Raw genomic sequence first — 20,269 nt, 5'->3', positions numbered from 1 at the left:
ACCAATTGTCACGCAGTCGAATCGCCATCACTTGCGCGGCGCCTCCACCTTGACCAGCAGCGCGCCGAGCACGTCGTCCGGTGACTGGCCTTCGATCTGCAGTTCCGGCGCCAATGCGATGCGGTGGCGCAGCGCCGGCACGGCGATGTCGCGCACGTCATCGGGCGTCACGAAGTCGCGGCCATTCAACACCGCCTGCGCGCGCGCGGCACGCACCAGCGCGATGCTGCCGCGCGGGCCTGCGCCCAGGGCGATGCCCGGCCAGGTGCGCGTGGCCGCGACCAGCCGTACCGCGTAGTCGATCACCTGCGCGTCCACCTGCACCGCGGCGGTGGCCTGCTGCAGCGCGACCACGTCGGCCGCACCGGCCACGCATTGCACCTGCGACAGGTCGAAGTCCGCGGCGGTGCGGCCGGTGGTGATGGCATCGACCATGCGCTTCTCTTCTTCCAGCGCCGGATAGCCGATCAGGATCTTCAGCAGGAAGCGGTCCAGCTGTGCTTCGGGCAGCGGATAGGTGCCTTCCTGCTCGACCGGGTTCTGCGTGGCCAGGGCCAGGAATGGCGGTGCCAGCGGGAACGACTGGCCTTCGATGGTGACCTGGCCTTCCTGCATGGCCTCCAGCAATGCCGATTGGGTCTTGGCCGGGGCGCGGTTGATTTCATCGGCCAGCAGCAGGTGGGTGAACACCGGGCCGCGGCGAATCTCGAAGCGCTGGCTGCCCGGGTCGAACACCGCATGCCCGGACACGTCCGAAGGCATCAGGTCGGGCGTGAACTGCACGCGCGCGAAGTCCAGCGACAGCGCCCGCGACAGTGCGCGCACCAGCAGCGTCTTGCCCAGACCGGGCACGCCCTCGATCAACACATGGCCACCGGCCAGCAGCGCGATCAGGATCTGGTCCAGCACCTCGGGCTGGCCGATGAAGGCCTTGGCGACCTCGTCGCGCACGGCCGCCACGCGTTCGGCCACATTGCCGGCGGTCGCCCCCGCATCTGCGGCGGGAAGGTCGTTGGGAAGCTCGCTCATAGTCGGTTTCTCATGTGCATCAGCAGGGAAATGCGGTCGGCGAACTCACGGCGTTCGCGCGAGGACGGCACCTGCAACGCGCGTTGCAGGCGTGCGGCAGGCAGGCCGAAACGGTCGGCCAAGGCAGCCGCCTGTGCTTCACCGGTGAGTGCCGCGGCGACCGGATCGCGCCGGCGCAGCCGCATCAAGAACGCCTGGCGCGCGGCGGCATACAGCAGTGCGCCCTTGCCGTAGCGGTACAGGTGCTCGCCACTGGCGCGCACGTGTTCCAGCAGCGAACGGCGCGCGGTGCCCGGCACCGGCAGCACCGGACCGAAGCGCTGTGCGCTGGCCCACAGTCCAGCCAGCAGCGCGAGCAGCAGCGGCAGCCACACCGGCCAACCGCGTTCGACCAGGGTGCGCCACAGCGACGGCATCTGCACGGCGTAGATCAGGTGCACGGTGCCGTGACCGTAGTTGGGCGCCAGGATCTGCCGCGCCAGCACCTGGTGCGGCACATCGCGCAGGCCATTGCGTGCGGGCGTGGTGCCGCGCGGGCCAATACCGTTGCCGAGGAAATCCACATCGGCCAGGACGTCGACATGGCCCTGGCCGTGGGCCAGGCGCGCATAGACGTAACCATCGCGCAGGTTGCCCCACGACAGCTCCGGCTCCACGTCCTCAAACACGAAGCGGCGGTCGCCGCAGAACTCCACGTGTTCGGCTTCACCGGTGACCTGGAATTTCTCGCAGTCGCCCACGCCCATGGCCTGCAGGCCCAGCGCATCGAGCAGCGGCAGGCTTTCGTGCTTGCTCAGCTGCGCGCCCGGTGGCGTACGCACCACCAGGTGCCCGCCACGTTCTACCCAGGCCAGCAGTTCGTCCGCGCGCGCGGCGGTGATGTAGCGCGGGTCGTCCAGCAGCACCAGCGTGTCGCGCCGGCCCAGCGTGCCCACCGCCTGGGTGAAACGCGGGCGTGATTCGGCCTGGATGCCATCGGCGCGCAGCGACTGCTTGAGTGCGTACAGCGGATTCCACGCGGCCTCACCCATCGGCGGCAGGTCGATCCGGCGTTCGACGCGCTCGTAATTGACCGCGAACCAGGCCATCAGCACGAACAGGAATGCGCCGCCGCCCAGCAGCATCAGCCCGCCCCTGGCGCCGCGCGTGCTCTCGCTCATGCGCCCCACCGATAGCGTGCCTGCAGGTCGCCCAGCAGCCTGTCGAATTCGGCGTCATCGGGCAGGCGCTGCGCGTAGGCGGCGTACTGCCAGGTACGCACCATGCGTGCGAACAGGCCGCGATCGGCATCCTCGGGCTGGCGCCGCGAGAAACGCAGGCATTCGGATTCGGTCGCGCCCGGCGGCAGCACCACGCCGGCACGCTGGGCCATCGCCTCGACACTGGCGCGATACAGCAGCGCCAGCGCGTGGCGGTGCTCGCCCCGTGCCCACAGCTGGCGTGCGCTGGTGGCGATATCGTCGGGCAGGCGTTCCGGCAGTGCCATCGCGGTCACGGTGGCCTCGGCCAGCACCGGGCGCGGGGTCCGCACGCCGCGCATCCACGGCCACCAGTGCCTGGCGCTTGCCACGATGAAGATCACCACCAGCGCCAGCAGCATCCACAGCCCCCATTCGCCGATGAAGGCCAGCACGCCCTGCAGGCCGCGCAACCAGCTCAGGTCCGGCGGCTTGGTCTCCGGTGCTGGCGCCTGCGGTTTGCGCTGCCAGTGGCGGTCGATGCGGTGACGGTCGAACAGCGGGTCGCGGTACGCCTGCTGCACGGCCTTGCGGAACCCGCGGTCGTCCGCGCGCTCATCGCCGAACACTTGCTCCACGCCGGGCGGTTTGGGCGTGTCTTCCGTGTCGGTGCCTGCGTCCTGCGCACGCGCCGGCGATAGGCCCGCACCGAGCAGCACGCACACCAGCAGCAGCGGCGTGGCCGCATCCAGCAACCGCTGGCGCAGGCGACGGAAGGCGATCTCCACGTCCCACGCTTCGATCTGGGTCCGCCGATTGAGATACAGGCCAAAGCCCGCGCCGACGAAGAACGGTTCGATCAGCCCCACGCCCAGCCAGAAGAACGCGTTGAACCCCAGCTGCGCCCACAGCGGCGGCATGCTGATCATCGCCAGGCCGGCGCGCGCGGCCTCGGGCAGGTAATCGATCGGGATGAACATGAAGACCAGCGCGATGCCGGCCAGGGTCAGGGCCAGCTGGAACCCCAGGCACACCAGCGACAGCATCGCCGCGTTGCCGTAGATGGTGCTCCCCAGCACCTTGCGCCGCGCGCGCAGGCGCGCACCGGTGTCGCCTTCCAGCAGTTCGATCGGCAGGAACAGGCTGCGCGCCATGCTGAAGCGTCGCCAGGTCAGGTAGCCCAGCATCGGCCGCCAGCCCCAGCGCAGCTGCGCGGCCAGGGTCTGGCGCACGGTCGGCGCTTCGCCGAACACGCCGCGCGAGATCACGAACAAGGGAATGCGGTCGAACACCGGCTTGATCCACCACAGCACCAGGCAAGAGGCCAGCGGCATCGACAGCGCCCACGCCCCGGCGTTGACCAGCACGAACACCGGCACGGCCAGCCACAGCCACGGCAGCCACACCGCACGCGCATGGCGGCGGACCAGCGCGGTGCCCAGCTCGACCGCTTCCCACGGCGAGCGCGCGCGTAACTCGACCGTCAGCTGTTCAGCGCGCATCGCCATCCTTGTCCACGCGGTTGCGGCCACCGCGCCACAACCAGGCCAGCACGCCGCTCCACAGCACGCCCGCTACGGTGTACTTGACCAGATACGGCACGCTGGCGATCGACGACCAGAACGCCTCGATGAAGGCCGCCACCAGCAGCATGAAGGCCACGCCCATGCACAGCCGCGCGCCTTTCATCCCGGCCTCGACCAGGGCCTGGCCGCGCGTGCGCCGGCCCGGCGCCAGCCAGTGCAGGCCCAGCTGCAGGCCGGCACCGCCGGCAATCACGATCGCGGTGAGTTCGAACGCGCCATGCCCGCAGACGAAACTCCACAGCGGCCCGCCCGATCCGATCTGGGTCAGGTAGCCGAACACCGCGCCGATGGTCATGCCGTTGCTGACCAGCACCACGATGCTGCCCACGCCCACCAGCAGGCCGCTGGCGAAGGTCTGCAGGCCGATGCCGATGTTGTTCATGATGTAGTAGCCGAACATCTGCCAATCACCACCGCTGTCGCGGCCGATGCGTGGATTGGATGGGTCGTACATCTGTTCCATCTGCGCGACCTGCACCGGGTCCATGAAGGCGTGGATCAGCTCCGGACGGTATTGCAGCAGCACCGTGATCCCCACCAGCGGCAACGCGAACAGCACCAGCGCCACCCACATGCATAGCGCCTCGCTGCGCACCAGCCGCGGGAACCCGGCCATCAGGAATTCCAGCGCCGCGCGCCAGCGCACCGGTGGCGTGCGATAGAGCACCTGGTGACCCTGTTCCAGCATGTCCTGCAGCCGCGTGGTGACCTGCGGGCTGTAGCCACGCCGGCGGGCGAGCGACAGCTGCTGGGCAATGCGCCGATAGCGCTGCGGCATGGCGTCATCGCCCAGCACGCCGGTGTTGCGCGCGCCCTGCGCGCGGCGCGCATCGGCACGGGTGTGCAGCCAGATCTCGAATTCGGACCACTCCCGCTGGTGACGGGCGACGAACTGCTCCTGCCTCATCGTCGCCCCAACAACCAGTTGGCCATGCCGAACAGGCGCAGCACGCCGGCTGGACCACGCGCCGAGGTCAACGGTTCGGCCAGATCGGCCAGTTCGGCCTGGCGCTCGGGCGTGAGCCGCGGCGCGCGTTCGCCGAAAGCGACGATGGCGGCCTGTTCCTCCGGCCGCAGCGTGGCCGGCGGCACGAACACCGCATTGACCGGCGCCTGGCCGCTGCGCTCTCTGCGTTCGGCATGGACCACCAGCGTGCCGGCCGCCAGGTCGCCGAGCCGGCGCGCGCAAGGGTCGACCAGGCTCACCAGCAGGCCGGCGGCATAGGCGAACGGCAGCATGTCCACCACCCGCAGCAGGTTGCGGGTAATGGCCGCCGGCCAGCCGATCGGCGCGCCGTTGGCCAGGACCACGCGCAGGCCCATCGTTCGCTTGCCCAGAGTCTGCCCGTGCCACAACGCTTCGAGCACGATCATGTAGCCCCACTGGACCAGGAACGCGGCAATCAGCGTCAGGCCGCTACCCAGCTTGCCCAGCAGCCCCAGCAGCAGCGAGATCACGAACATCAGCGCGATGCGCACCACCAGGTCCACGCCCCAGGCGACCGCACGCGGCACCGGGCCGGCCGCAGGCAGCTGCAGCGCCACGCCTTCGGGCGTGATGACTTCACGATAGGTATCCAGCACGGGCCCACGCACCGCCTGCGGCACTGCCGTCATTGCGATCCCCGATTGCGTGCCTGCTGGCGACGGTCCATGCCCAACTTCGTCCCTGATGCTCCGGGCCAGACTGTAGCCGCCCACGCCGTGCTTGCCCATCCCGGCGGCGATCGACACGCCTTAAAATGACGCCATGTCGCAGCCGTCCGTCCTGGCCTGCCGCAGCGGCTGCGCCGCCTGCTGCACCGCGCCGTCCATCAGCTCGCCGATCCCCGGAATGCCATACGGCAAGCCGGCCGGCGTGCCCTGCGTGCAGCTGGATGACGCCCTGCGCTGCCGCATCTTCGGCCAGCCCGAGCGCCCCGCCGTGTGCGCCAGCCTGCGCCCGGACGCGGCCATGTGCGGCATCTCGCGCAGCGAGGCGATGGCGTACCTGCGCGACCTGGAAGCCGCCACGCGTCCGTCATCCCAGGCGCACAGCTGACGCGTCAGCGCACCGTGCCCGAGGCGCGTTCGCGACGCGAGGTGAAAAACTTCCTGATCCCCGCCACCAGCGCGATCACGCCGACGAACAGCAGCTTGCCCAGCTTGGCCAGGATCAGGCCGAACTTGGCCAGCAGGCCGGTCTTCGCTGCAAGCCCACCGCCGATCAGCGCGGCCACCCCGTAGGCAGCCACCTTGTCGGTCGAAGGATTGTGGTCGGCATAGCGCGCGCCGGCATTGAAGTCGGTCATCGGCAGCAGCTGCTGCATGCCCGCCTGCACCAGTGGCAGCTCGTCCATGCCCGATACCGCGTTGAGGCTCAGGTAGCCGTTCCGGCCCAGCACGCGGATGTCGTAATTGAGCGTGTGCGACGACTCGCCATTGAAGGCCAGCTCCTTGGCCCAGTACAGCTTCTTGGACCCGGCGTCGTAACGCGGCGGCACCGCCCAGCCCACCAGGTCCACGCGGCCATAGCCGGCTTTCTCGCGCGCGGCGTTGGCTTCCTGGGTGCCTTCCTTCATGGTCTTGAGCAGGTCGTCGTAGTCGATCTTGGCCGCGTCGGCATCGGACACGTAGCCTTCGGCCTCATAGGTCACCACCACCGCCCAGCTGCCGGTTTCTTCCAGCGATGGATGGGTCGGCACGACCATGCCCAGCACGCTGTCGTCCTCCGGGTTGCCCCACAGCTGCTCCAGCACCTTGCGGGTGTCGGCCTTGTCCAGGTAACGGAACTGCGGCCCCAGGTTGAAATGCGCGCCGGCTTCGGCCACCTCGACCTCGCCACTGCGCAGATGCAGGCTGTCGATCAGCTGCCTGGCCTGGTCCGGTACGTCCTGCGCGAAGGCAGGAACGGCAAGCGCCAGCGTGCACGCGGCCAGCAGGCCACGGACTGTGTTCTTCATTGGTCTTTCCCCATCGTCCTTGAGGGCATCCCCATGCCCGGTGCCGCGAAGTGTCGCGTGCGCCGGGGCTTACTGACAATAGGGTCAGGTGTCGTCCTGGGCCAGGTACTGGTCCTTGATCCGCACGTAGTGCTGGGCCGAATACAGCAGGCCTTCGATGTCCTTGTCCGACAGCTGGCGCGCCGGCCGGGCCGGGTTGCCGACCCACAGCTCGCCGCTGCCAACCCGCTTGCCCGGGCCGACCACCGCGCCGGCGCCGATGAAGGCATGCTTCTCGATCACCGCGCCATCCAGGATGCACGCGCCCATGCCGATCAGGCAGGCATCGCCAATCGTGCAGGCATGGATGATGGTGCCGTGGCCGACAGTCACGTCCTCGCCGATCAGGGTCGGATAACCGCCCTTGTTGTAAGGACTCTCATGGCTGACGTGGATGATGGTGCCGTCCTGGATGTTGGTGCGTGCACCGATCCGGATATGGTTGACGTCGCCGCGGATCACCGTCGCCGGCCACACCGACACGTCATCGCCCAGCACCACATCGCCGATCACGGTGCAGGCCGGGTCCACGTACACGCGTTGCCCCAGCAGTGGGCGCTTGTCCTTGTACGGACGCAAATTCGTATTGGATGGCATGACCGCATTGTAGTGCGCCGGGTCCGTCATCGAGCGCCTACACTCGCCGCATGAATGCCCCAGCCGACGCCAGCACGCCCGCCAGCAACACGGCATCAGCCGCAGACAACACGGCTGCGGGGCCGGATGACGCTGGTGCACCCGCGAGCACGGCGATCCACGACCTTGCCCCCACGCTGGACCGGCTGCGCACCGGCTGGCTGACGCACAGGCCGTCCATCGCCCAGCGGCGCGAAGACCTGGCGCGGCTGCGCCGATGCTTCAAGGACCGGATCGAGGAAATGGCCGCCGCCATCAGCGCCGACTTCGGCCATCGCAGCCGCGAGGAAAGCCTGATCGCCGATGGCATGACCGTGCTGGCGGAGATCGACCACCTGCGCCGTCACCTGCGCGCATGGACGCGGCCGCGCCGGGTCGCCGCGGGCTGGCGCCTGTGGCCCGCGCGCGCGCAACTGCGCCACCAGCCGCTGGGCGTGATCGGCGTGGTGGCGCCATGGAACTACCCGATCAACCTGGCACTGGTACCACTGGCCACGGCCATCGCCGCCGGCAACCATGTCTTCCTCAAGCCTTCGGAAATCACCCCACGCACCAGCGCCTTCCTGGCCGACCTGCTGGCGCAGGTCTTTCCGCCCGAACGCGTCGCGGTGGCCCAGGGAGGGGCCGAGGTGGGGCAGGCCTTCTGCGCATTGCCGTTCGACCACCTGGTGTTCACCGGGTCCACCGTTACCGGGCGCAAGGTCGCCGAGGCCGCCGCGCGCAACCTGACCCCGGTGACGCTGGAGCTGGGCGGCAAGTCGCCGGCCATCGTGTGTGCCGATTACCCGGTGGACGCGGCCGCCGCGCGGCTGGCCACCGGCAAGTGGTTCAACGCGGGCCAGACCTGCATTGCCCCGGATTACGTGCTGATCGACCGGCCACGACGCTTCGCGCTGGTGCAGGCCCTGCGCGAACAGGTCACCCAGCGCTACGGCACCGTGGGCGCCGACGGCGACCTGGCGTGGATCGTCAATCAGCAGCAATTCGCGCGGCTGCGGGACTACCTCGACGACGCGGCGGCACGCGGCACGGAGATCATTCCGCTGGCCGAAACCCGCGGCGAGACCGGGCGCCTGCTGCCGCCGACCGTCCTGCTCGATCCGCCGCCGGAAGCCACGGTGATGCAGGAGGAAATCTTCGGGCCGCTGCTGCCGGTCCTCTGCTACGACAGCCTGGACGAGGCGCTGGCGATCGTGGCCAGGCAGCCCAGGCCGCTGGCGCTGTACCCCTTCAGCCACGACCGTCGCGCGCTGGATCGCATCCTGGGAACCGTGGTGGCCGGCGGCGTGACCGTCAACGGCACGCTGCTGCATTTCACCGCCACCGGGCTGCCGTTCGGCGGCGTGGGCGCCAGCGGCATGGGCGCCTACCATGCACGCGCCGGCTTCGATGCAATGGGCCACAGGATGCCGGTGCTGTGGCAGCCACGCTGGGCACTGAGTGATCGCCTCAAGCCGCCTTACACCTCCATCGCCGGCCTGCTGAAATTGCTGCTGCGCTAAGTGCCGTCTGCCAGACCACCGCACGGCGCCCGTGCACGTCGTGCTGTTCCATTGCCCCTGTGGACGGCACCATAGGCGGCCGTCCCACCCCTGCAGAACCCGGATTCCCATGAAGATCGCCAGCTGGAACGTCAACTCGCTCAACGTGCGCCTGCCGCACCTGGAACAGTGGCTGCGCGATTTCGGCCCCGATGTCGTCGGCATCCAGGAAACCAAGCAGGAAGACCACAAGTTCCCCGATGCGGCATTAGTCGCGGCCGGCTATCGCAGTGTGTTTTCCGGGCAGAAGACCTACAACGGCGTGGCGTTGCTGGCGCGCGGCGCCATCGAGGACGTGCAGATCGGCATCCCCGGCTTCGACGACGAACAGAAACGCGTCATCGCCGGCACCATCGATGGCATCCGGGTGATCAACCTGTACGTGGTCAACGGCCAGGACGTGGGCACCGACAAGTACGCCTACAAGTTGCGCTGGCTGGCGGCGGTGCACGACTGGATCAAGGCCGAACTGGCGGTGCATCCGCAGCTGGTGGTGCTGGGCGATTTCAACATCGCCCCCGACGCCCGCGACGTGCACGACCCGGCGGTGTGGAACGAAGACCACATCCTCACCTCCACCGCCGAACGCGCCGCATTGCAGGGCCTGCTCGACCTGGGCCTGCACGATGCCTTCCGCCTGCACCATGACGATGCCGGCATCTTCAGCTGGTGGGATTACCGGATGGCTGGCTTCCGCCGCAACCTGGGCCTGCGCATCGACCTGACGCTGGTGTCGGACGCCTTGAAGTCACGCGCCACCGCCGCCGGCATCGACCGCGAGCCGCGCACCCTGGAACGCCCCAGCGACCACGCACCGGCGTGGGTGCAGATCGACTGAATCCAATTCAGCACGACAGACAGGAAAAAGCCCGGGACCAGCCCGGGCTCTTCCACCCCGTCGTTCGAACCGCAGGCGCGTCAGCGCACGCTCTTGCGGGTGAACAGGTTGACGATGGCAAGCAGGATCACCGCACCGAGCAGCGACCACAGGAACGATGAAACCGACACGCCATCGTTGATGCTGTGCCCTGTCAGGAATCCGGCGATGGCGGCACCCACGATGCCGACCACGATGTTGAGGATGATGCCCTGCTGCGCGTTGCGACGCATGATGATGCTGGCCAGCCAGCCGACCACGCCGCCGATAATCAACCAGATGATGATGCCCATAGCCGTTCTCCCAGATTCGGTGAGTGGATGCCCCGCGCCGCAGGGCGCCCGACGATTGAGCGTGCGTGTCCGTGAAACCGCCGTATACGAGTCGCCTGGCGTGAGGCCGGAAGCAGGGAGCGGACGTGCTTTCCCCGCCGCCATGCGATGCAGGCCTTCACAAGCGGGCAGCTGCCGGCGGGCCGCTTGCCGGCCACATGGACGAACGCCTGCACATGGCTGAATCACCGGAAAGCTTTTTTTCAGAACAGCGGATCGGGCCGTTGCAGGTCTGGTGGACCGACCATCCCCCGCGCAGTTCCGGCGAGCCGACTGCGCGCCCGCTGCTGGAGAGCTGGTTCCACCTGGCGCCCGGCGCGCTGCCACTGCGGCGCGATGCGCGCGGCAAGCCACGCCTTGAGGGCACGCTGGCGCCACATGATGTCAGCTGGAGCCATAGCGGCGATGCGCTGCTGCTGGCGACCGGCCCGGGCGTGGAAGTGGGCGCCGATATCGAACGCCTGCGCCCACGCCCACGTGCCCTGGAGCTGGCCGCGCGCTTCTTCACCCGGGCCGAGACCGCGTCATTGCACGCGTTGGCCGAGGCCGACCGCAACCTGGCGTTCCTGCGCCTGTGGTGCGCCAAGGAAGCGGTGTTGAAGGCGCATGGGCACGGCATTTCCTTCGGCCTGCAGCGGCTGGAATTCGCCCCGATCCGTGCCGACGCACCACTGCAGCTGGTGGCCTGCGATCCACAGCTGGGCGCGCCGGACGACTGGACCCTGCACCAGTGGCAGCCACATCCGCATTACCTGGCCGCAGTGGCATGGCGCGCCCGTCCCGCGGGATGAAGCCAAGCACCCCCGGCGCGGGCCTGCGATAATCCCCACCGATGACCCACGACTCCCTGCCCCCTGGCCTGGACGCGCCGCTGCGCGACGGGCTGGCCGACCTCGGCCTGTCACCCGACCTGGTACCGCCGCTGCTGGCCTACCTGACGCTGCTGGTGCGCTGGAACGGCACCTATAACCTCACCGCCGTGCGCGACCCGCGGCAGATGGTCACCCGCCATCTGCTCGATTCGCTGGCCATGCACCGTTTCGTTTCGACCGGCACCCTGGCCGACCTGGGCACCGGCCCCGGCCTGCCCGGCATCCCGCTGGCCATCGCCCACCCGCAGCTGCAGGTGACGCTGGTGGAGAGCAACGGCAAGAAGGCCCGCTTCCTGCGCGAGGCCGTGCGCCAGCTCAAGCTGACCAATGCCAGGGTCGCCGAAAGCCGCGCCGAGGCACTCGACGAACCGGCCGCCTACGACCACCTGACTGCCCGTGCGCTGGACACCCTGGACGGCATCATCGAAGTCGGCGGACACCTGCTCAAACCCGACGGCACCCTGCTGGCGATGAAGGGCGTGATGCCGCATGACGAAATCGCCGCACTGCCCGCTGGCTGGTCGCTGGTGGATGCCGTTCCCCTGACCGTGCCGGGCCTGGACGGCGAACGTCACCTGGTCACGGTGGGACGCGCCGCGGCGAAACCCGCATAATCCCCGGCTCCACCGTTTCCCCAAAGAGCCGAACGCATGGCCCGCATCATCGCCATCGCCAACCAGAAGGGCGGCGTCGGCAAGACCACAACCGCCGTCAACCTGGCCGCCGCGCTCGCACGCACGCCCCAGCGCGTGCTGCTGGTGGACCTGGATGCCCAGGGCAACGCCACCATGGGCAGCGGCGTGGACAAGCGCGAGATCGAGGCCTCGACCTTCGAAGTCCTGCTGCAGGAAAGCGAGCCGCGCGCGGCGATCGTGCGCACCGGCGAAGACTTCGACCTGATGCCGGCCAACATCGACCTGACCGCCGCCGAGATCCAGCTGATGGATGCCAGCGCACGCGAGCAGCGCCTGAAAGCCGCACTGGAACCCCTGCGCCCGGATTACGACTGGATCATCATCGACTGCCCGCCGGCGCTGTCGCTGATGACGCTCAATGCATTGACCGCCGCCGATTCGGTGCTGGTGCCGATGCAGTGCGAGTACTACGCGCTGGAAGGCCTGAGCGCGCTGATGGACACCATCAACGCCATCCGCGGCCGGCTCAACCCGACGCTGGAAATCGAAGGCGTGCTGCGCACCATGTTCGACGTGCGCAACAACCTGGCCAACGCGGTGTCGGCCGAACTCACCGAGCATTTCGGCGACAAGGTGTTCCGCACCATCGTGCCGCGCAACGTGCGCGTGGCCGAAGCCCCCAGCCACGGCCAGAGCATCGTCGGCTATGACCGCACCTCGCGCGGTGGCGTGGCCTATCTTGGCCTGGCCGGCGAGATCCTGCGCCGGCACAAGGAGCGCAACCGGCCCGCGCATGTCCCCATGGAGACCCATTGATGTCCGCCCCGAAGAAGCGCGGCCTTGGCCGCGGCCTGGAAGCGCTGCTCGGCCCCAAGGGCGCCGAAACCCCGCCGACCGAGGCCCAGCCCGGTGAAACCCTGCGCAACGTGGCGGTCGGCCAGCTGCAGCCCGGCAAGTACCAGCCGCGCATGGCGATGGACCCGTCCAAGCTGGACGAACTGGCCGACTCGATCCGCGCCCAGGGCGTCATCCAGCCGATCGTGGTGCGGGCCAACGACACGGGCGGCTATGAAATCGTCGCCGGTGAACGCCGCTGGCGCGCCTCGCAACTGGCCGGCCTGGCCGAAGTGCCGGTGGTGGTGCGCGAACTCGACGACCGCACCGTCATCGCGATGGCGCTCATCGAGAACATCCAGCGCGAAGACCTCAATCCGCTGGAAGAGGCGCAGTCGCTGCAGCGCCTGATCAGCGAATTCTCGCTGACCCACGGCCAAGCGGCCGAAGCGGTCGGCCGCTCGCGCGCGGCGGTGTCCAACCTGCTGCGCCTGCTGGAACTGCCGCCGGCGATCCGCGCCCTGCTCGAAGCGCGCCGCCTGGAAATGGGCCACGCCCGTGCCCTGCTGACCCTCTCGCCCGAACTGGCCAGCAAGCTGGCCAGCGAAGCGGCCGACGAAGGCTGGTCGGTACGCGAAGTCGAACACCGCGCTTCGCAGTTCGCCGCCGGCCGGGTACCGGTCAACGGCAAGAAGAAGCCCGCCAAGACCACGCCGCAGGCCGATATCGCCTCGCTGCAGAACGAGTTGTCCGAAACCCTGGGCACCACGGTGGCGATTGCCCACGGCCGCAACGGCAAGGGCAAGCTGGTCATCCACTACACCGACCTGGACACCCTGGAAGGCGTGCTGGAACGGCTGCGCGGCAAGCGCGAGTAAGTCTGTACGGAGTCCCGTAGAGCGCAGCTTGCTGCGCTGGGGCATTCCGCAGCCGTCGTTCCGAAATGCAGCCGAGCAAGCTCGGCTCTACAAGAACGCGCTGCTGCAGGCCTGATGCCCGCTCAACGCGTCATCGCATCGCCTGCGGCCGCCGCATGGCTGGATGGCGCCGACGACTGCCCATCGCGCACGCGTTTGCGTTCGTTGATCTTCTCGCGGGCCGCGTGTTCGCGCGCACCGACCACCATCTCGGTCAGCCACTTCACCAGCACCGCCGTATAGATGCGCTGCACCGGCTTCTCCGAGAACGCATGATCGGCACCGGCGATCACGCGCGAGGTGCGTGAGCGGGCACGGGTGAAGGCAGACATGTAGTTGTCGATCACCTGGTGCGGGATGATCTGGTCCAGTTCGGCTTCGACGATCAGCGCGTCGCCCTGGAAATCGGCGCAGGCGCGCAGCGCGCGGTTGTCCTGCCAGGCCACCTGGCGATGACGGAACGGGACCAGGTCCGGGTCCTGGTGCAGCTGACGCTTGGGCAAGGCCCAGTCTTCATCCTTGTACAGCGCCGGCGTGCGCAGGGCGAGCCAGCGTACCGGCCGCAACGAGGACAGGATCGCGGCCAGATAGGCGCCGTAACTGATGCCGACCACGGTGATCGCGTTCTCGTCCACGTTGGGCTGCTGCACGAACCAGTCATAGGCCGCCAGCAGGTCATCCAGGTTCTGCTGGCGCGTCACCCGCTCCAGCATCTGCGCGTCACCTTCGTGGCCACGCAGGTCGAAAGTCAGGCAGACCACGCCCAGGCCGGCGGCCTCGCGCGCACGCGCCAGGTCATGGTCCTGGCTGCCACCCCAGCCATGCACGAACAGCACCCCGGGCAGCGCACGCGCCGGTGCCAGCAAGGTGCCGGAAAGTTGGTCCGCATCGACGGGAAAACCGATGTGTTCAAGGGTCACGTCCATCGCCGACGACCCTAGCGTATTTGGTCAGGCGGCCGAGTGAAGCCACTTCGCCCTGGAAGTACACCACCGCATCGCCGGGCACCGGCTCGTCGTCCCAGGTCTCGTAGGTCATTGCATCCAGCCACGGCACCGACGGTTCGGCGGCCAGCACTTCCAGCGCCAGGATCTCGGCCGGGCTGGCCCCGCCAAACCGCCATGACTGCTCCAGCACGCCGCAGCGCTCCACGCCCTGCGCATCGCACCCGTGCACCACGTCGTAATTGCGGCGCGAGGCGAAGAATCCGGGATAAGCCGACGCAATCTGCGCTTCGTAATGCTGGACCTTGGCGATGGCGGCAGCCGCTTCCAGCGGCAGCGGCACGTGCCGCAGCTGATCCAGGCCGCCCCGCGCCACGCGCAGGACCGAACCGCCATAGACGGTATCGCCCCTCGGCGTTTCCACGGTGCGCTGGGTGCCGAAATAGGCGATGGCATCTCCGCCCACCTCCACGCAGCCGATGCTGAAGGTCAGTGCGGACTCCAGGTTGGTTTCCGCGACCACGCCATCGGCGATCTCCGCATCCGCGACATCGGCCAGCCACGCCTCCAGCCCGACGGTCGATGCCAGCACCTTCTGCCCGTTGCCGCCGCGCGCATGGGCCAGCTTGCAGCGCACCTTGCCCAGCGGCAGCAGCTGCCTCACGGCCGTGCGCAGATCGTGGCGGGTGAACACCGAATAGCCGGGCAGCACCGCATCACCCAGGGCTTCGCCCAGCGTGGCTTGCCAACCCTCGGGCGCGCCACGACCCGCCTCGACCAAACCGTGGGTCACCAACTTGCTGGCCACGAAGGCCAGCGGCACCACGCCGCCAAACAGGTCCCGTGCGCAGGTGATGCCAAGCATTGCCGCGTCCTCGCAGGTCAGCGTTTCCATGGGAATGAAATAGCCAGGCAGCCCAAGCAAGGCTTGTTCGCGGAATCCCCGGCCCATCAGCGATGCCAGGCGCCGGCCGAAGCAGGCCACGCTGGCCCGTTCGTGCGGCGCACGCGCCGAGTCGGTGAACAGCGGCGTGACCGGCGGCGCATGCAGCATCGGCATCGGCGCTGCGAACGCGTGTAACGGCTGGAGATCGACGATGGCGGCCATGGTTTTCCCTTGCCTGCGGAGGGGACAGCGATGCGGACACGCGCAAGGCGGCCCGAGGCGGAGCGTTCACGATCGAACGCGAAGGTGCGCGGGACTGCGTGGTGCGTTTGCAGGTGGTCGCCGGATGGCCCGGCACGTTGGAACGATGGCTTGCAGTGCGTTACCGCAACAGGCGGGAACGCTGGATCGACCAACTGGTGCTTCCGTGCCGCGCCAGCAGCTGATCGACAGCGATCTCCAGTGCAATGGGATTGCGGGACTGCGCTTCGAGTTCCATGAACAGCCGGGCGAATCCCTGCCACCAGCTGTCCTCGCTGACATAGCGGTGCTGGGTCGCGCTCAGATAGGCCTGCACCCGGGTCAGCGCGCCAGCCAGATCGCTGACGGCGCCGGGAAGCTCCGGAACAGGCGTGACCTGCGCAAGCAAATGCGGGTGTCCATCAGCCATGCAGGAGTGATAGCACGCCTGCGTAAATCCGGCGCGAAGCCCACGCTGCCGCGCCGATCACGATGCGGCAACACGTCGCGACGCATCGTGCCGGGATGTCACGGTGGAGATTCCATCTGGTCATGACGGTAATGCGCGAAGTGTGCAGCGCATTCCACAGGACACACGGGCGCCGGGGCATTCACCCCTCACGATGGGTTTCACCCATCCGTGGTGTACGACCGAGGGCGCAGCCATGCATCAGGCACAACTGGACCTGCAACTGAACCTGCTCCACGACAAGGTCGCGGCCGGCGCGCCGCTGGAGCAGGCCTTCTTCGATGACTGCGCCGCCGATGCGGCCGCGATCCTGCAGCACGTGGAAGATGCCGCGCAGGCGCGCCACGCGATCGAGCGGATCGGTGCGATCTTCGATGAGCTGGGCGTGGACGCGCAGCGACTGCTGTCGGCAGGCCAGCGCCATCCGCTGCCGCCGTGCTGATGTCGCCCCGACGAAGACCGCCTGCAAGCGCGCGCTTGCACGACAAGCGCGACCGCAGGCTGTGCGCGGGTCAGTCGCTCTGCAGTTCAGCCACGAAATCGTAGGCGTCGCCGCGATAGAACGAACGGGTGAACTCCACCACCCGGCCATCGGCCAGGAACGCGCGACGCTCGACCAGCAATCCGGGCGCACCGGATTCCAGGTGCAACAACTGCGCCGGCTCTGCGTCCAGCGCCACCGCGCGCAGGCGTTGCAGCGCGCGGCGCGGGCGATGGCCGTAGGTGTCCAGCGCCTCGTACAGCGACGCCCCGATCCGCTGCGGCTCGGGCAGCAGCGCGTGCGGCACCAGGGTGCGTTCGGCCGCAATCGGCGCACCATCGACGTGGCGCAGGCGATAGAGGCGGACCACGCCACTGCCAGGCGACAGGTTCAGTGCCATCGCCTCTTCGGGCGTGACCTCGCCGATGCCGCGCTCCAGGAACGTCACCTGCGGGTTGAGGCCGCGTTCGCGCAGGTCGTCGGTGAAGCTGGTCAGGCGCGAGAAGCTGCGCACGATCCGTTCGGACACGAATGTCCCGGCTCCCTGGCGCTGGCTCAGCAGCCCCTGGTCGATCAGGCCGGACAGCGCCTTGCGCACGGTCACCCGCGACAGCTCCAGTCCAGACGCCAGGTCACGCTCACTGGGCAGGCCGTGGCCCGGGCCGAGCACGCCGGTGTCGATCAGGTGCTGGATGGCGCGCCGCAGGCGCAGATAAGCCAGGGTGCGGCTGGTTTCGGCCGACTGCAGGCGCAGGTATTCGGTAGCGATGGCGGGAAGCATGCCGGGAAAGTACCAATGCGATACCAAGGTTTCAATGATTACTGCATTTTTCACGCGGTCAGGTGTGGGGCTGGGAGCCGTGGTAGCGCGGTGGTATCGTCTTGCCCGCTCTCTTCTTCCAACAAGGCTTTGCCGTGACTGCCAAGACCGTACCCGTGGACAGCTTCGACCTGGTGATCTTCGGTGGCACCGGCGACCTGGCCCTGCGCAAGCTCCTGCCCGGCCTGCTGCGCCGCTATGCCGATGGCCAGATCCCGCAGGACAGCCGCATCGTCGGCGTGGCGCGCGACCCGCAGAACGGCGCCGAGTACCGGGCCAAGGTCGGCGAGGCGCTGGACAAGATCGCCGAAAGCGATCCACTGCTGCGCGCGCGTATCCCTGCCTTCCTGCAACTGCTCGACTACCGCCCGCTGGATGCCACCAAGGACGAAGGCTGGGATGAATTCGGCGAACTGCTCAAGCAGACCGGTGAGGGCCGCATCCGCGTGTTCTACCTGTCCACCAGCCCGAGCCTGTTCGTGGACCTGTGTTCGCGCCTGCGCGATGCCGGCCTGAACAACGGCAACGCCCGCGTCGTGGTGGAAAAGCCGATCGGCAAGGATTCGGCCAGCGCCGCGGCGATCAACGACGCGGTCGGCGCGGTCTTCAGCGAAGCCCAGACCTTCCGCATCGACCACTACCTGGGCAAGGAGACGGTGCAGAACCTGCTGGCGCTGCGCTTTGCCAACATCCTGTTCGAACCACTGTGGAACGCCAACCGGATCGACCACGTGCAGATCACCGTGGCCGAGACCGTGGGCCTGGAAAAGCGCGCTGGCTACTACGACACCTCCGGCGCGCTGCGCGACATGGTCCAGAACCACCTGCTGCAGCTGCTGTGCATGGTGGCGATGGAACCGCCGGCCACGCTGCAGGCCAACGCCCTGCGCGATGAAAAGCTGAAAGTCCTGCGTTCGCTCAAGCCGATCACCGCCGACGACGTCAGCCATGTCACCGTGCGCGGCCAGTACCGCGCCGGTGCCTCGGGCGGCGCGGCCGTGCCGGGCTACCTGGACGAACTGGGCCGCAACGATTCGCGCACCGAAACCTTCGTGGCGATCAAGGCCGAAGTGGCCAACTGGCGTTGGGCCGGGGTGCCGTTCTACCTGCGCACCGGCAAGCGCCTGCCCGAGCGCGTATCGGAAATCGTGGTGGCCTTCCGCCCGGTGCCGCACTCGCTGTTCGACTCCAGCGCCGGTCCGACCCAGCCCAACCGCCTGGTCCTGCGCCTGCAGCCCGACGAGGGCGTCAAGCTGTGGCTGATGATCAAGGACCCGGGCCCGGGCGGCCTGCGCATGAAGTACGTGCCGCTGGACATGAGCTTCGCCGAGGCCTTCGGCGTGCACCAGCCCGAAGCCTACGAGCGCCTGCTGATGGACGTGGTCCGCGGCAACCAGTCGCTGTTCATGCGGCGCGATGAGGTCGAAGCGGCCTGGGCCTGGATCGATCCGATCCTGGAAGCCTGGGAGCAACTGCCCGAAGCACCCAAGTCCTACACCGCCGGCTCCTGGGGCCCGAACGCCGCCGTGGCCCTGATCGAACGTGATGGCCGCACCTGGCACGAGGACACCGGCACGTGAGCCTGGCCCTTCCGCAAAACCTGGCCCAGGTCCACGCCTGCGCCGACCACGACGCGCTGGCCGAAGCCTTGGCCGCCTCGGTCGCCGCTGACCTGCGCGCTGCGCTGGCCGAACGCGGCCGCGCGTCGCTGGCGCTGTCGGGCGGGACCACGCCGTTGCGCTTCTTCCAGGCCCTGTCGGTACAGCCACTGGCGTGGGAGCAGATCCACGTGACCCTGGTCGACGAACGCTGGGTCGACGAGGCCAACCCGCGCTCCAATGCCGCACTGGTCCGCCAGCACCTGCTGTCCGGCGCCGCCGCGGCGGCCAGCTTCCTGCCGCTGTACCGCGATGACGCTGGCGGCCCGGAACAATCCCTGGCCGCGCTGGAAACGGCACTGGCCGACCTGCCGCTGCCACTGGACGTGGCCGTGCTGGGCATGGGCACCGATGGGCATACGGCCTCGTTCTTCCCCGGCGGTGACTGGCTGGACCGCGCCCTGGACCCGGCCGGCCGCGCCAGGGTCGTGCCCATGCATGCCCCGGCCGCGGGCGAGCCGCGCATCACCCTGACCCTGCCGGTGCTGGCCGCTGCCCGCCATCTGTACCTGCATATCGAAGGGGAACAGAAGGCCCAGGTGCTGCGCGAGGCCCTGGCCGCGCCGGCCGGCCCGCCCATTGCCGCGGTCCTGCATGCGACTAAAGCCCCAGTCCAGACCTACTGGTGTCCTTGAGGCCGGGCTGGTCGGCCTGCTTATAATGCGGACAGCCACAGCCTGAACGGATGTGGCGACCGGGCGCCCCCACGACCGGAACATTCGTCAATCCCGAGTGTTTTCAGCCACGCCGCTCGACGGCGCTGCCAAAGGTGGACTGTGCGCAATTACGACCTGGAATTCCTCAAGCGCTTCTCGATGGTGATCGGCTTTCTTGGCCTGGTCACCGTGGGGCTGATCATCGGCGCGTACTTCCTGTCCAAGACCATTCCGCCGGAAGTCTCGCCGGTGGCGGCCAAGCAACTGGAAGCGCGGATCACACCGGTCGGCGCGGTCTACGCCGGCAGCACCGGTGCCGCCGCCCAGGCAGCAGCCGCTGCGGCCGCTGCCGCGGCCCAGGCCGCGCAAGGCGCCTACGGCGGCACCCTGGATGGCAAGACGGTCTTCGACCAGCTCTGCACCGCCTGCCATACCGCCGGCATCGGCAACGCGCCCAAGCTGGACGCCGCCGGGTTCGGCGCGCGCCTGTCCAAGGGCAAGGACACGCTGTACAAGCACGCCATCGAAGGCTTCACCGGCCCCGATGGCGGCGTGATGCCGCCCAAGGGCGGCAACGCGGGCCTGAGCGAAGCGCAGATCCACGCCACGGTCGACTGGATGCTCGAACAATCGAAGTAATCACAGGCCACACTTGCCTGTTCCGATGCCGCCTTCGGGCGGCATCGTCGTTTCGTTC

The 20,269-nt window shown here is 68.5% G+C and carries 23 protein-coding genes; 11 read left to right on the top strand and 12 right to left on the bottom strand.

The window, feature by feature from the left end; all coding sequences use genetic code 11:
- Positions 1 to 27 precede the first annotated feature (27 nt).
- From O8I58_RS13605 to O8I58_RS13585, 5 genes are read right to left on the bottom strand one after another with little or no spacing between them, the layout of a single operon-like run.
- On the bottom strand, positions 28 to 1,029 hold the full coding sequence (locus O8I58_RS13605; RefSeq protein WP_298317037.1) for an AAA family ATPase: 1,002 nt from the start codon (positions 1,027 to 1,029) through the stop codon (positions 28 to 30).
- Positions 1,026 to 2,189, bottom strand: coding sequence for a DUF4350 domain-containing protein (locus O8I58_RS13600; RefSeq protein WP_298317035.1), 1,164 nt, complete (start codon positions 2,187 to 2,189; stop codon positions 1,026 to 1,028). Before O8I58_RS13600 ends, O8I58_RS13605 begins: the two co-directional genes overlap by 4 nt.
- Positions 2,186 to 3,709, bottom strand: a complete 1,524-nt coding sequence (locus tag O8I58_RS13595; RefSeq protein ID WP_298317033.1) for a DUF4129 domain-containing protein — start codon at positions 3,707 to 3,709, stop codon at positions 2,186 to 2,188. The genes O8I58_RS13600 and O8I58_RS13595 overlap by 4 nt, the downstream gene beginning before the upstream one ends.
- Positions 3,699 to 4,700, bottom strand: coding sequence for a stage II sporulation protein M (locus O8I58_RS13590; RefSeq protein ID WP_298317031.1), 1,002 nt, complete (start codon positions 4,698 to 4,700; stop codon positions 3,699 to 3,701). The genes O8I58_RS13595 and O8I58_RS13590 overlap by 11 nt, the downstream gene beginning before the upstream one ends.
- The gene (locus O8I58_RS13585; protein WP_298322980.1) at positions 4,697 to 5,389 is read right to left on the bottom strand and encodes an RDD family protein; all 693 of its coding nucleotides are present in this window, start codon (positions 5,387 to 5,389) and stop codon (positions 4,697 to 4,699) included. Before O8I58_RS13585 ends, O8I58_RS13590 begins: the two co-directional genes overlap by 4 nt.
- A 154-nt stretch (positions 5,390 to 5,543) precedes the next feature.
- On the opposite strand from O8I58_RS13585, the gene O8I58_RS13580 reads away from it, so the two are divergent.
- Complete coding sequence (locus O8I58_RS13580; protein WP_298317029.1) at positions 5,544 to 5,834, top strand: YkgJ family cysteine cluster protein; 291 nt, start codon at positions 5,544 to 5,546, stop codon at positions 5,832 to 5,834.
- 4 nt (positions 5,835 to 5,838) lie between these two features.
- On the opposite strand, the gene O8I58_RS13575 is transcribed toward O8I58_RS13580, so the two are convergent.
- Together O8I58_RS13575 and O8I58_RS13570 are read right to left on the bottom strand one after the other, a co-directional pair.
- Entirely contained in the window at positions 5,839 to 6,735 is an 897-nt protein-coding gene (locus O8I58_RS13575) for a DUF2167 domain-containing protein (RefSeq protein WP_298317027.1), read from the bottom strand.
- An 84-nt stretch (positions 6,736 to 6,819) separates the two neighbouring features.
- Positions 6,820 to 7,371, bottom strand: a complete 552-nt coding sequence (locus O8I58_RS13570) for a gamma carbonic anhydrase family protein (protein WP_298317025.1) — start codon at positions 7,369 to 7,371, stop codon at positions 6,820 to 6,822.
- Between the two features lie 50 nt (positions 7,372 to 7,421).
- On the opposite strand from O8I58_RS13570, the gene O8I58_RS13565 reads away from it, so the two are divergent.
- On the top strand, positions 7,422 to 8,912 hold the full coding sequence (locus O8I58_RS13565) for a coniferyl aldehyde dehydrogenase (RefSeq protein ID WP_298317023.1): 1,491 nt from the start codon (positions 7,422 to 7,424) through the stop codon (positions 8,910 to 8,912).
- 109 nt (positions 8,913 to 9,021) lie between these two features.
- Positions 9,022 to 9,789 carry an exodeoxyribonuclease III gene (xth, locus tag O8I58_RS13560; RefSeq protein WP_298317021.1) on the top strand — a complete coding sequence of 256 codons (768 nt, stop codon included), beginning with the start codon at positions 9,022 to 9,024 and terminating at the stop codon, positions 9,787 to 9,789.
- An 80-nt stretch (positions 9,790 to 9,869) separates the two neighbouring features.
- Here xth and O8I58_RS13555 read toward each other — a convergent pair whose 3' ends face one another.
- Positions 9,870 to 10,121 (bottom strand): GlsB/YeaQ/YmgE family stress response membrane protein, encoded by a 252-nt coding sequence (locus O8I58_RS13555; protein ID WP_298317019.1) that lies wholly within the window; start codon positions 10,119 to 10,121, stop codon positions 9,870 to 9,872.
- Positions 10,122 to 10,318: 197 nt separating this feature from the next.
- Between O8I58_RS13555 and O8I58_RS13550 the strand changes: the two genes are divergently transcribed.
- The 4 genes from O8I58_RS13550 to O8I58_RS13535 are packed head-to-tail and all read left to right on the top strand — an operon-like array spanning position 10,319 to position 13,379.
- Positions 10,319 to 10,951, top strand: a complete 633-nt coding sequence (locus O8I58_RS13550) for a 4'-phosphopantetheinyl transferase family protein (protein WP_298317017.1) — start codon at positions 10,319 to 10,321, stop codon at positions 10,949 to 10,951.
- A 41-nt stretch (positions 10,952 to 10,992) separates the two neighbouring features.
- Complete coding sequence (rsmG, locus tag O8I58_RS13545) at positions 10,993 to 11,646, top strand: 16S rRNA (guanine(527)-N(7))-methyltransferase RsmG (protein ID WP_298317016.1); 654 nt, start codon at positions 10,993 to 10,995, stop codon at positions 11,644 to 11,646.
- A gap of 36 nt (positions 11,647 to 11,682) precedes the next feature.
- Positions 11,683 to 12,483, top strand: coding sequence for a ParA family protein (locus tag O8I58_RS13540; protein WP_298317014.1), 801 nt, complete (start codon positions 11,683 to 11,685; stop codon positions 12,481 to 12,483).
- On the top strand, positions 12,483 to 13,379 hold the full coding sequence (locus O8I58_RS13535; protein ID WP_298317012.1) for a ParB/RepB/Spo0J family partition protein: 897 nt from the start codon (positions 12,483 to 12,485) through the stop codon (positions 13,377 to 13,379). The genes O8I58_RS13540 and O8I58_RS13535 overlap by 1 nt, the downstream gene beginning before the upstream one ends.
- A gap of 122 nt (positions 13,380 to 13,501) precedes the next feature.
- Here the strand turns inward: O8I58_RS13535 and O8I58_RS13530 are convergent, their stop codons facing one another.
- The 3 genes from O8I58_RS13530 to O8I58_RS13520 form a co-directional block, all read right to left on the bottom strand.
- The gene (locus tag O8I58_RS13530; RefSeq protein ID WP_298317010.1) at positions 13,502 to 14,344 is read right to left on the bottom strand and encodes an alpha/beta hydrolase family protein; all 843 of its coding nucleotides are present in this window, start codon (positions 14,342 to 14,344) and stop codon (positions 13,502 to 13,504) included.
- The gene (locus tag O8I58_RS13525; protein ID WP_298317007.1) at positions 14,328 to 15,470 is read right to left on the bottom strand and encodes a DUF3182 family protein; all 1,143 of its coding nucleotides are present in this window, start codon (positions 15,468 to 15,470) and stop codon (positions 14,328 to 14,330) included. The genes O8I58_RS13530 and O8I58_RS13525 overlap by 17 nt, the downstream gene beginning before the upstream one ends.
- Positions 15,471 to 15,630: 160 nt before the next feature.
- A complete protein-coding gene (locus O8I58_RS13520) occupies positions 15,631 to 15,918 on the bottom strand; it encodes a hypothetical protein (protein WP_298317004.1) in 288 nt (95 codons plus the stop codon).
- Positions 15,919 to 16,153: 235 nt separating this feature from the next.
- Between O8I58_RS13520 and O8I58_RS13515 the strand changes: the two genes are divergently transcribed.
- Complete coding sequence (locus O8I58_RS13515) at positions 16,154 to 16,399, top strand: hypothetical protein (protein ID WP_298317001.1); 246 nt, start codon at positions 16,154 to 16,156, stop codon at positions 16,397 to 16,399.
- Positions 16,400 to 16,469: 70 nt separating this feature from the next.
- On the opposite strand, the gene O8I58_RS13510 is transcribed toward O8I58_RS13515, so the two are convergent.
- Positions 16,470 to 17,219 (bottom strand): GntR family transcriptional regulator, encoded by a 750-nt coding sequence (locus O8I58_RS13510; RefSeq protein WP_298316998.1) that lies wholly within the window; start codon positions 17,217 to 17,219, stop codon positions 16,470 to 16,472.
- A 134-nt stretch (positions 17,220 to 17,353) separates the two neighbouring features.
- On the opposite strand from O8I58_RS13510, the gene zwf reads away from it, so the two are divergent.
- The 3 genes from zwf to O8I58_RS13495 all read left to right on the top strand — a co-directional run bounded on the left by zwf (position 17,354) and on the right by O8I58_RS13495 (position 20,211).
- Positions 17,354 to 18,838, top strand: coding sequence for a glucose-6-phosphate dehydrogenase (gene zwf / locus O8I58_RS13505; RefSeq protein ID WP_298316995.1), 1,485 nt, complete (start codon positions 17,354 to 17,356; stop codon positions 18,836 to 18,838).
- Positions 18,835 to 19,551 (top strand): 6-phosphogluconolactonase, encoded by a 717-nt coding sequence (pgl, locus tag O8I58_RS13500; protein ID WP_298316992.1) that lies wholly within the window; start codon positions 18,835 to 18,837, stop codon positions 19,549 to 19,551. Before zwf ends, pgl begins: the two co-directional genes overlap by 4 nt.
- A 141-nt stretch (positions 19,552 to 19,692) precedes the next feature.
- Positions 19,693 to 20,211, top strand: a complete 519-nt coding sequence (locus O8I58_RS13495) for a c-type cytochrome (RefSeq protein WP_298316989.1) — start codon at positions 19,693 to 19,695, stop codon at positions 20,209 to 20,211.
- Positions 20,212 to 20,269: the final 58 nt, after the last annotated feature.

This window comes from Pseudoxanthomonas sp. (genome assembly GCF_027498035.1).
Lineage (GTDB): Bacteria > Pseudomonadota > Gammaproteobacteria > Xanthomonadales > Xanthomonadaceae > Pseudoxanthomonas_A.
The sequence above is the reverse complement of the archived record's forward strand: the minus strand, read 5'-3'. Positions and strand labels throughout refer to the sequence as shown.